Origin of the sequence: Arcobacter defluvii, from assembly GCF_013201725.1 — a bacterium.
Lineage (GTDB): Bacteria > Campylobacterota > Campylobacteria > Campylobacterales > Arcobacteraceae > Aliarcobacter > Aliarcobacter defluvii.
On the sequence record NZ_CP053835.1, the window covers coordinates 1,772,213 to 1,783,794 of the forward strand.

Genomic DNA, 11,582 nt, shown 5'->3' on the forward strand with positions numbered 1-11,582 from the left:
TATTTATTTTTAGAAATCAAATTTCTGATTTTTTTTCAATAGTTATTGCAAATACATTATTTGCAACTGGATCATTAAATTTATATTTAGCAACTAGAGCCATAGTCAATTTAAAATCTAAATGGGAGTTTAGATATTGCTTACCTGTCTTTATTATCTTTATGGGACATTATATTTTCACATATATTGATTTTAATATACATATGAGAGTAATAATTTTTAATCTTTTTGCTATGGTTTATACTTTTTTCTCATTTTTGTTCTTTTGGAAAAATTCTTCAATAAAATACAGAATTTTTGACAAAATATCATCAATAATATTTTTAATTGGTTCTATTATGTTTTTTATTTTATCTTTATACTCTTATTCAATCAATATATCAGCATACTATTTTAGTAATACAGATTTTTTTCTTATCTTACCTAATTTATACATACTTGCATTAAATTTATGGATTATTAGTTTAATAGCATATAGAATCAAAAATTGATTTTATATCCTTCATTAAAAATATTTAAAATTGTATTTTCAGGTAGTTTTTTTCTTAATCTTTTAACCATATTTTTAAGTCCATTTATTGTAATTGATTCATCATATCCCCAAACATGTTCAAAAATTTCTTCATAAGTGAATACTCTATTTTTATGTGAAAAAAGTAATCCTAAAAAATTTCTTTCTTTATTTGTAAGCTCAATTACATTATTGTGATGCTTCAACTCTTTTAACTGAACATTCCAACTATATTCTAAAGACAAATTAATTTTTTGTATAGGAGAAACATCATATTTTAATAATTCACTTATTGTCAATTCTAAAGCTTCATTTATCTCTTTTCTACTAATTGGCTTAACTAAATATTTTGTAAGTTTTAATGTTACAGCCTTTAATAAAAATGATTTATCAGAATGTGCTGTTAACATAATTGCTTTAGTAGAATAATCATTTTCTCTTATTTTCTCAAGTAATTCTAAGCCATTCATTTTTGGAATATTTATATCAACTATCATAATATCTGGTTTTTTTGATTTATAAAGTTCATAAGCTTTTTCTCCATCTTCTGCTTCAAAAACTTCACTAAAAAACATTTTTAAATATGTAACATAATTTTCTCTAATTGCTTTTTCATCTTCAACAAATAATATTTTATATGGATAAATATTTTCCATTATTTTTTTCCTTTTGGTATTTTTATTGTAAAACACGCACCATTTAATTTATTTTCGACACTTAAAGTCCCCAATAAACCATTTTCGATAATCATTTTAGCCATATAAAGACCTAATCCTGTTCCTTGTAATTTACGCTTTGTAGTAAAATAAGGTTCAAAAATCTTATCTAAAAGATCAACATCAACTCCTAAAGCATTATCTTCTATATCTATTACTATATTGTCATCTTGATTAAAGGCATTTATATTAATTTTAGGTGAAGATATTTTCATTATAAGTAAAGCATCTATAGAATTATTTAAGATTGTAAGAATAACTTGTTGTAATTCTTCTAAATGACTATTAATTTCTAAATCTTCTTCTATATCTACAATTACTTGAATATGATGTAAATGTATTAATCCTTTTACAATATCAATTGCTTTTTGAACAGCTGTTTCAATCTTAAAAATACTTGTTTGTTTATTTGGACTAAAAAAATTTTTAAAATCATCAATAGTTTTAGACATATATGCAGTTAAAGATTCAATTTCTGTTAACTTATTTTCAACAATTTGATTTTTAAATTTATTTTTATTCAATACTACATCTATTAAAAGAACCGAAGAGTTAATTTGAGCCAAAGGTTGTCTCCATTGATGTGCAATATTTTCAATCATTTCTCCCATTTGTGCTAATTTACTTTGATGCATTAGCATTATTTGTTGTTTTGTATTTTTTTGAATTTCATTTTCAATTCTTTTTTCTAAAGAACTATTTAATTCTTCTAATTGTTGTTTTGCTTCTTGAAGTGATAATTCATTATTTCTTTGTTGAGTTATATCATAACCTATATGAAGTAATTCATTATTTGGAAGTCTAATATTTGCCCATTTTGTAATAATTTGTCTTCCATCTTTAGTCATTGGCATCCACTCTTGATAAATATTTTCACTATTATCATTAAAAGCATCAAAAATTCTTTTTTGAATCAAAGGATCAGGATAAAATAAATCTAAAGGATTTTTTTCTTCTTTTATTTCTTTAAAACTCCAACCAAAAACTTTTTCACACTCTTTATTCCATAAAACAACTTTTCCATCTTTATCAAAAGCATCTAAAAGAACAGGAGCTATATCAAAAAGTGTTCTAAACTTCTCTTCACTTATTTTTAACTGCTTTTGAATTAGTTCTTTATTTTTTATCTCTTCTGTTAATTTTAAATTCCAATATATAAAAATACAAATTAACACTATTCCAAAAAATAGTGTTTGAGATAATAATTGATAATCACTTTTTACTTGATACTTGATATTATTCCATTTTTGCATAAAATAAGTTCTATCATTACTATCAATAGATAAAAGAGCTTTTTCTAATATCTCATTTAATATATGCTCATCATTCCTTGAAGCTATACTTAAATAAAATATTTCAGAAAATTGTCCCGTTATATTTATATTTGACATATTATTTTTTTGTATTTCATGATTTATAACCATAGAATTATCTAAAAAACCAAAAATCTTTTCTTGTTCAACAAAGGCTAATCCCTCTTGAATTGAATCAACTTCTATTAAATTTATATTAGGATACTTATTTTTTAATAATTCTACAATTGAATAATTTTTTACAACACCTAATGTCTTATCTTTTATACTTTCTAAATTACTAATAAATGGCAAACCTCCTTTTGTTGCAACTACTAAAGGTGTTTTAATATAAGGAGATGTAAAATCAAGATATTTTTTTCTTGATAATGTTTGTTCTGCAAGAGATAAAATATCACAATCTCTTCTTTTTATTTTTTCTAAAGATTGAGACCAACTATGAGTTTCAATAAGATGAATTGGTAATGCAATTTTTTGGGATATTGCTTGTATAAATTCAGCAGCAATACCTATATGTTCTCCATTTTCAATTTTTTCCAAAGGTAACCAGTTTGGATCAACACACATTTTTAATTCTTTTTTATTTGCTAAATATTCTTTTTGTTTAGGTGTTAAATCAAGAGTATTTAAATCATTTTTATATATAAATTCCTCTAATTTTTCTTTTGATTCTTTAGGCAAAAGTAATGAGTTAGCAAAACTATCTGAAATTAACTGAACTCTTTCAAAATCAATACTTCCTATAGGATAAATGTTAGTTAACATTAGATACTCAATTTGATTTGCTTCAAAAAGTAAAGCTTCTTTAGATTTATTTTGAGTATTATATTTTTTTATTATTATATCTGCTAACTCTTCTTTATGTTTTAAAGCATATTCCCAACCTTTTATAGAAGCTTTTTTAAATTTTTCAACTCGTGTTGGGTTATTTATTAGTTCACTTTTAGTTGTAAAAAGATTTAAATCATAAAACTTCGTTCCAAAAGCAGCTGGATCTAAAATATTATATTTTACACCTAATTTATCTAAAGTATAAATTTCGTTTGTAGTAAAAACACTTAAGGCATCAACTTTTTTAGTAATAAAACTCTCTATTCCAAATTCTCTAGGAACATTCCTAAAATCATTTTTTGTAACATTAAACTTATCTAACATTGTTAAAAAAATTTGTTTGTGGCTACTATCTAATAATCCCATAATTTTTTTATTTTTTAAATCAAGAGGAGTAAATATATCTTTTTGAGTTACCAATACTAAAGGGGATTGTTTAAAAAAGTTAGCTACAAAGATAAGAGGTTTTCCATTCATATAATCTGCAATTAATGCTGAATAAGTTAATCCATAATCAGCATTTTTATTTATTACTTCATCAACTATATTTTTTTTAGGATCAAACTCTATAAACTCAACATCAAGTCCCTCATCTTTATAAAAACCTTTTTCTTTTGCCGCATAGAATCCTGCAAATTCAAACTGATGTTCCCATTGTAATTGCAATTTTATTTTTTCTAGATTTGAAAAATCACTATTATTTGCATAAAGATTAGAAAGTAACAAATAAAAAAACAGTAATATATATCTCAATTCTTCCTCTTTATATAAAATTATCTATTTTGAAGATTTTATCAACAAAATACTCAACCATATTGTTATAAAAAACAGATATAAATATACTAAAGTAATCATTAAATCTGTCGTAGCAAGATAATTTATGGGAAATTTAATATTTGAAGCTTTAAAAGTTCGAACAGTAAACATAATAACTCCAATAAAAAATAATAATGAAGATATTAAATCAAAAATTTCAAATTCTTTTCTTCTATTTTTCCAAAATAATAAAGTTATAATAAAACCATAAATAATACAAAAAATTGAAAATATAACTATTCTCATCGCAACATCGTAATAAACATATGTAAACAAAATTAAACCAAATAAAATAACTCCAATAGGAATAAAATAACGATCATGCCATTTTGCATTTAAATTCAATAAATCACGAATTCCAATATATAAAAATATGTATCCTAAAATCAATACTATATTTCCAATTATTATAGATAATAAATCAGGAATAACATTTCTTAAAGTAGTTAATACTTGACCTATAAAAAAAAGCACTGAAAAAAGTGCAAAATATTTAGGATATTTTCTATGAGGTAATTTAAAGTAAAAAATTAAACTTGTTATCATTAAAAAAATCAAACTAAAAAAAGAAATTAAAATTAATATTTTTATATCTAACAAAAATTATTCCTAAATAATAATATTGAAATATTATTTTATTCAATTAATACAAAAGATTTAATAAATTTTTAATAAACAAAAAAATTATACATTTAATATTCAAAATTTTAAGTAAAATTTAAAACTAATATCTTTTTAGATATAATCGCTAAAAAATTAAGATTAAAAGGAAAAATTATTAAAACTTTTACATCACTAAACTTAGATGAAAAAATTATTAATGCATTAAAAGATTTAGAATATGAAGAAGCAACTGAAATACAAAAAAAAGCAATTCCAGTAGCCTTAAAAAGAAGAGATATTTTAGCTGCAGCTCAAAGTGGTACAGGAAAAACAGCAGCTTTTTTATTACCTATTTTAGAAGAATTAATTGAAAAAAAGCAAACAAATAGTTTACCTATTTTAAGAGCTTTAATATTAGTTCCAACAAGGGAACTTGCAACTCAAATAGCAAAAGCTGTTGATGATTATGCAAAATATTTACAAATAGAAAGACTTGCTGTTTTTGGTGGAGTTTCTTCAAAAGAACAAGAAAGAAAACTTGCTAAAGGTGTTGATATCTTAGTTGCAACATCAGGAAGATTGATGGAACACTTAAAAAATAAAACAGTAGATTTATCAAGTGTTACAACAGTTGTAATTGATGAAGTTGATACTATGCTTGACATGGGATTTTTAGAAGATATTGAAAAAATTCTTCCAAATGTTGGACCTCATAGACAAATTATGATGTTTAGTGCAACAATGAATCAAAATGTAAAAAAACTTGCAAAAGAATTTTTAACAGACCCTGTTGTAATAGAAGTTGCAAGTCAACGTTCAAGTGTAAAAATAATAGAACAACAAATAGTTTTAGTTGATGCGCATAAAAAAGCTGAACTATTATCATACTTAATTGGATCAAGAAACTATTCTCAAGTTTTAGTTTTTGTAAATATGAAAAAAGAAGCAGATGATTTAGTAGCACATTTAGAACTTGATGGACTTCCTGCTGAGTGTATTCATGGAGATGTTAGACAATCTGCAAGAGCAAAAGCTCTAAGAAAATTCAAATCAGGTGATATTAGAGTTTTAGTTGCAACAGATATTGCAGCACGTGGGATTGATATAGAACTTTTACCTGTTGTTGTAAACTTTGCATTACCAGAAACAATAGCTGATTACACACATAGGATTGGAAGAACTGGACGTGCAGGAAATGCTGGAACGGCTATTACTCTTTTAAGTGTAAAAGATTATAAATTTATGATTGAAATTGAAAAAGAATTAATCATAAATATTCCAAGAATTGAGATTGAAGGTTTTGAAACAACAGAAAAAAAACCAAGACTTTTTAAAGCAAGACCTAAACAACTTAGCGTTAAAAAAGCAGAAGCTAAAAAAACTGCTCAAAAAACAGGATATACAAAAACAAATACTCCAAAAAAAGTAGCAAAAAAGAAAAAAACTACAAAAAGAGATGTAAATAGAAGTTTCCGAAAATAAAATATCTTAAGATATTTTATTTTTGATATATTCAACTTTAATTAGATGATATATATATTCCTTTTCTTCTTTAGTCGAATTATTTAGCATTTTCAAAATTTCTTTTTCATAGTTTATCTTTATTTCACTATTTCCAGTAAGTAAATAAATTTCATCTTCATAGCAAAATTCTGCTATTTTATTAACAATACTTACTGTTGGTTCATTTTTATTAGATTCATAATTCTGAAGAGTTCTTTTTGAAATATTTATTTTCTTTGCTAACTCTTCTAAGGTTAAACCTGCTTTTTCTCTAGCTTCTTTCAATCTCAAATGCAACATTTTATTTCTTTATAGTAAAATTTTTCCATTTTTACTGACAACGGAGTAATAATTTGCTACTATTTCAGTAGTAATAAAATTATTAAGGGAATTATTTTAATACTTAAATAGCCAATTAACCGGCTATTCTACCAAAATTTTTATTTTATGTAAAATAAGGTATCAATACAATCAAAATTTTTATGATTATTGTAAAAAATAAAAAAGGTCTAATAGTTGGCAATACATATTTATACAAAAAAAGAGATTGAAGACGTTATTTCTAAAAGTAATAAATTTATCTTTAAATGTTCTTTTATTTATAATAATACAATAAGAGAAATAATTTGTAAAAAAACAATAAAAAAAGAAATTATAAAAAAATATACTAATCATTCTTTTAAAGAATTTATTCAATTTATCTCAAAAATAGATTCTCAAAAAAACTATTATGAACTATTAAGAACTCATAAAAAATTTCATTTTTTGATCAATAATATATTATTAAATCATTTAGAAAATAAAATAATAACAGAAGAATTATTTGATAATTTACATTTTAACTATCAGAAATTAACAACTTCACTTAATGAAATTATATTAAGATTTGATTTTACTAGAAATCAATTGGATAAATTAACTGGAGCATGGAATAGAGAAATATTTCTTGAATTTTTAGAAAAAGAACATTCTGAAATGAAAAGAGGAGAAAAAGCTTTTTCTCTTGTTTATTTTGATATTGATTTTTTTAAATTTATAAATGATACTTATTCTCATAGTTCAGGGGATTTCATATTAAAAGAATTAATAAAACTAATAAAAGATAATTTGAGAGAATATGATTCTATTTCTCGATGGGGAGATGATGAGTTTTTAATCTTATTACCAAATACTTCTATAAATGAAGCTCTATTTATTATAAACAGGATAAAAGAAATAATAAATCAAAAGATTTTTTCAACAAACTCTTTTGAAATAAAAATAACTTGTTCTTTTGGTATTGTAGAAGCAACTTTAGAAAAATCAATCAATGAAGTAATACATAAAGCTGATGAATTATTATATACTTCAAAACGATTAGGTAGAGATAAAATTGAGTGTTGATTAATATTTTTTCATTTCCTCATAAATTTCTTTTAAAGCTTCTAAAAAATAGAGATGATGATTTGGTGCCTTTGCTACCCTATAATCTTTTATTCCTAATTCATGTGCTAATTCGCCATACTCAAGAACCAATTCTCCTAAAGTTTCTGAATTATCAACAGTAAAAGATATAGGATAAACAATCACCTTTGAGCTAATTTCTTTAAGTTTATCTTCCATATATGGACGTAACCACTCCATTGGACCAAGTCTTGATTGATAAGCCATATGAATTTTTTTAAATCTTATATTTTGTTTTTCAAGCTCTTTTTTTGCATATTCAACATTTGCTAAAATATGTTTTTGATATAAATCACCTTTATTTATAGTTCTTTGTGTTAATCCATGAGCTGAAAAAATAAGCTCAAAATCGTTTGAATCATCATCTTTTAAAGCCTCTTTTATTCTCTCAACTATAGCTTTGTTATAAAAATCATTGTCATAATAACTATCTATTGTTTTTATTTTATTTTCTATTTTTAGATTTTTAGCAACTTTGATTAAATCTTCCCAAGATGATTTTGTTGTTGTAGTTGAATAGTGTGGATACATAGGAATTGCATAAATTTCTTCATAATCTTTTACTTTTTCTAAAATATCTTTTGCAAAAGGATATGTATATCTCATCTCATAAAAAACATCAGCATCAACTATTTTTGATAAACGTCTAACTAATCTTTTTGTGTGACCAACTATTGGAGAAATTCCACCTAATTTTCTATAATTTTCTTTTGCTATTTCTAATCTTTTTGAAACAATAATTGCACCAATTAATGCTCTTATTGGTTGAGGAGCACCTATAATATATTTATCATTAAACATATTTTTTAGAAAAACTTTTACTTCATCTAAATTATTTGGTCCACCCATATTCATCAATATTATTGCTTTTTTCAAGTTATTTCCTATTTTCTAAAATTTCTTTTGTAATTTTATGTCTATAATCAAACATTTTTTGCAAATCATTTCTAACAAACCATTCAAATAATTTTCCAAAAATTCCAAATGGCATATTAAATGTAATTACATCTTTTAATTCACTCATATTTCCATGTTTTATAAATATATGTTTGTGTTCCCAAAAAGCAAAAGGTGATTTTAAAGCCACATCAACCAACAAACTTGGTTCATCAATTTTTTCTATTTTAACTTCCCAAAGCATAGGAATAAAATATTTTGTACTTTTGATTTTTAATATTTTTGAAATTTGTGGTTTAAAATCTTTTGTTAGTAATTCTACTTTTGTATCAGTTGGAGTTATTTTTTTTATATTATTTGTATCAATATGAAAATCAAATAAAGATTTAATATCACAGTTTATATATGAACTTTTTATAAATGTTTGCATTTTTTGCTCCTTGTATAAATCTTTTATACAAGGATAATTTACAAAAATAAAAGCAAGTTTAGTAGGTCATTTTTGTAGGTTTATAAGCTTCTTCTTTCTATATACTCTCTAAATTCTTTAGCACCCTCTTTTGAACTTGTTATTATTTCACCAATTCCATCAAAAGATATTTCAAGTTTTGATTGTTCTACACTTCTCATAGATTTTATTTTATCAACATTTACGATGTAAGACCTATGAATTCTAAAGAAATTTTTTCCATTTAAAAGTGTCTCTAAATCCCCTATTTTTCTTCTTACATAAGCATCTGCTTCTTTTATTCTTATTATTACTTCATCAAGGTCAGCTTTTATATAATAAATCTCATTTATATCTATCAAATAGAGTTTATCTCCTCTTTTCCCTAATATCTTTTTTGATTCATCTACATTTGAACTTTTAAATAATCTTATTTTTTCTAAAATATTTTTTATATCATTTGATTCAATTGGTTTAACTAAATAACCCATTCCTCCACTTTGAAAAGCTTTTAAAGCAAACTCTTCATAAGCTGTTTGAAAAACTATAAAAGTTTTTGGCTCGATATTTATAATCGAATCAGCAAGTTCAAAACCACTAATATTTGGCATAGAAATATCTAAAAAAACGACATCAAATTTTGTTTTAGTTATCTCTTTTAGTGCAACAACTGGATTATTAAACTCTGTAATATCTTCAATTCCATTTTCATTTAATAATCTTTTTAATCTATCAAGAGCTAATTTTTCATCATCAACAATCATTACTTTCAAAATTTATCCTTTATTTTTATTATAAACTTCATTTTTTCATTTTCTATCTCAAACTCTAAATTTCCAATTTTTTGTAACTCTAATCTTTTTTGAAGATTTGATAATCCTGTACCAAATTTTGGATTTGTAGTTATTTTTCCATCATTTATTACAATAATACTATTTTTATCAAACTTTATATTTATATTTATAATAGCACCTATAAATCCGTGTTTTATCGCATTTTCTACTAAAAGTTGAATTGAAAATTTTGGAACTTTTATATCTTTAAACTCTTCAAAATCATCAATTTTTAAAACAATTTTTTCATCAAATCTTACATTTTCAATATTTACATAAGTTTTTACCATAGAAAGTTCTGTTTCTAAAGTTATTAAACTCTCTTTATTTATAGCATTTCTTAAAAATTTCGAGATTTGAATAACTGCATTTTCAGCTTTTTTTTGGTCTTGATAAATTAATTCTGATACAGAATTTAAAGCATTAAATAAAAAATGAGGATTTAGTTCATTTTCTAAAGCTTTCAATTTTGTCTCTAAAATTTGATTTTTTATCTCTTCATTTTTGTATTTCATAGAAATAAACTGATGTAAAATCAATCCAACTAAAAAAGTCAAAAATCCAATGGTGATTGATATATAAATCCAAAAAGGTGAAATAATATTTAAAATCTTTAAATCAGCAAAAGAAAAAAGTAAAAATGAAAAACTAAAACCAACAAATCCAGATAAAAAAGAGAAAATAAAACTAATCAAATACCAAAACTTTTTTTTCACTTTTGGAAGAATAAATTTATTTGAAATCGTTATCAAAAAAAATGCAAATAAAGAAATAAAGATAGCTGTACTTGTACTAAAAATAATAGTTGAAATATTTTGTAAATCATAACTTAAAAAATAGAAACATAAAGAGATAAAAAATCCAAAAAATGCACCAATTATGATTATATAAAGCCAATCTTTTGGTGATATTTTTAATTCAACTATATTCATTTATTTTCCATTTCTTAAAAATTCTTCAATATCAAAAGCTATTTCATCAATAGCTTTTGTAGCCTCTTTATGTAATACTTTTGTATATAACTCTTCCATCAAATAATCACTTGGCTCTATATTATTTAAAATAGAAAGTTTAATATCCGGATTTAAAAACATATCAGTATTTATAACAGCTCCACTTGTTCCAATTACTACTAAAACTTCGCAATCATTAAACTCCATAAACATATCTTGATATTTAGGTGCCATTTCACCAAAGAATACAATATTAGGACGTAAAAAATTATCACATTTTGGACAAACTTTAAAATTATCTAATTGTTTTTCATAAGAGATATCAACTATATTTTCACAACTTTCACATTTTACTTCTTTCAAAAAACCATGTAAATGTAAAACATCAACACATCCAGCTTTTTCAAACATATCATCAACATTTTGAGTGATAACTGCTATTTTATCTTTATATTTTTCTTTTAAATTAGCTATTACTTTATGGGCATGATTTGGTTCTTTATCTTTTAATTCAACTCTTCTTGAATCATAAAAATTCAAAGTTGCAACTCTATTTTTTTCTAAACAACCTAACATACAAACATCTTCTATTTTATGATTTTCCCATAATCCACCACTATCTCTAAAAGTCGAGATTCCAGATTCTGCACTAATTCCTGCACCACTTAAAATAATTACTTTCGCCATATTTATCCCTAAAAATATATATTTTTCA

Annotated in this window: 11 protein-coding genes; 2 read left to right on the plus strand and 9 right to left on the minus strand. The window is 23.6% G+C overall.

Annotated features, from left to right (window positions below):
- Positions 1-480 precede the first annotated feature (480 nt).
- The 3 genes from ADFLV_RS08900 to ADFLV_RS08910 are packed head-to-tail and all read right to left on the minus strand — an operon-like array spanning position 481 to position 4,787.
- Positions 481-1,167, minus strand: a complete 687-nt coding sequence (locus tag ADFLV_RS08900; protein WP_014474432.1) for a response regulator transcription factor — start codon at positions 1,165-1,167, stop codon at positions 481-483.
- Positions 1,167-4,124 carry an ABC transporter substrate-binding protein gene (locus ADFLV_RS08905; protein WP_129010574.1) on the minus strand — a complete coding sequence of 986 codons (2,958 nt, stop codon included), beginning with the start codon at positions 4,122-4,124 and terminating at the stop codon, positions 1,167-1,169. The genes ADFLV_RS08900 and ADFLV_RS08905 overlap by 1 nt, the downstream gene beginning before the upstream one ends.
- Positions 4,125-4,148: 24 nt before the next feature.
- Complete coding sequence (locus tag ADFLV_RS08910) at positions 4,149-4,787, minus strand: hypothetical protein (protein ID WP_129010573.1); 639 nt, start codon at positions 4,785-4,787, stop codon at positions 4,149-4,151.
- 258 nt (positions 4,788-5,045) lie between these two features.
- Here ADFLV_RS08910 and ADFLV_RS08915 point away from each other — a divergent pair, with 258 nt between their 5' ends.
- Complete coding sequence (locus tag ADFLV_RS08915) at positions 5,046-6,272, plus strand: DEAD/DEAH box helicase (RefSeq protein ID WP_129010572.1); 1,227 nt, start codon at positions 5,046-5,048, stop codon at positions 6,270-6,272.
- Between the two features lie 6 nt (positions 6,273-6,278).
- On the opposite strand, the gene ADFLV_RS08920 is transcribed toward ADFLV_RS08915, so the two are convergent.
- On the minus strand, positions 6,279-6,593 hold the full coding sequence (locus ADFLV_RS08920) for a helix-turn-helix domain-containing protein (protein ID WP_129010571.1): 315 nt from the start codon (positions 6,591-6,593) through the stop codon (positions 6,279-6,281).
- 216 nt (positions 6,594-6,809) lie between these two features.
- Here ADFLV_RS08920 and ADFLV_RS08925 point away from each other — a divergent pair, with 216 nt between their 5' ends.
- The gene (locus ADFLV_RS08925; RefSeq protein WP_129010570.1) at positions 6,810-7,676 is read left to right on the plus strand and encodes a GGDEF domain-containing protein; all 867 of its coding nucleotides are present in this window, start codon (positions 6,810-6,812) and stop codon (positions 7,674-7,676) included.
- Here the strand turns inward: ADFLV_RS08925 and hemH are convergent, their stop codons facing one another.
- The 5 genes from hemH to ADFLV_RS08950 form a co-directional block, all read right to left on the minus strand.
- Positions 7,677-8,612 (minus strand): ferrochelatase, encoded by a 936-nt coding sequence (gene hemH / locus ADFLV_RS08930; protein ID WP_129010569.1) that lies wholly within the window; start codon positions 8,610-8,612, stop codon positions 7,677-7,679.
- Position 8,613: 1 nt separating this feature from the next.
- A complete protein-coding gene (locus ADFLV_RS08935) occupies positions 8,614-9,063 on the minus strand; it encodes an SRPBCC family protein (RefSeq protein WP_129010568.1) in 450 nt (149 codons plus the stop codon).
- An 80-nt stretch (positions 9,064-9,143) separates the two neighbouring features.
- Positions 9,144-9,845, minus strand: a complete 702-nt coding sequence (locus ADFLV_RS08940) for a LytR/AlgR family response regulator transcription factor (RefSeq protein WP_228712363.1) — start codon at positions 9,843-9,845, stop codon at positions 9,144-9,146.
- 5 nt (positions 9,846-9,850) lie between these two features.
- Positions 9,851-10,846, minus strand: coding sequence for a sensor histidine kinase (locus ADFLV_RS08945; RefSeq protein ID WP_129010566.1), 996 nt, complete (start codon positions 10,844-10,846; stop codon positions 9,851-9,853).
- Positions 10,847-11,554 (minus strand): SIR2 family NAD-dependent protein deacylase, encoded by a 708-nt coding sequence (locus ADFLV_RS08950; protein WP_129010565.1) that lies wholly within the window; start codon positions 11,552-11,554, stop codon positions 10,847-10,849.
- Between the last annotated feature and the right edge of the window lie 28 nt (positions 11,555-11,582).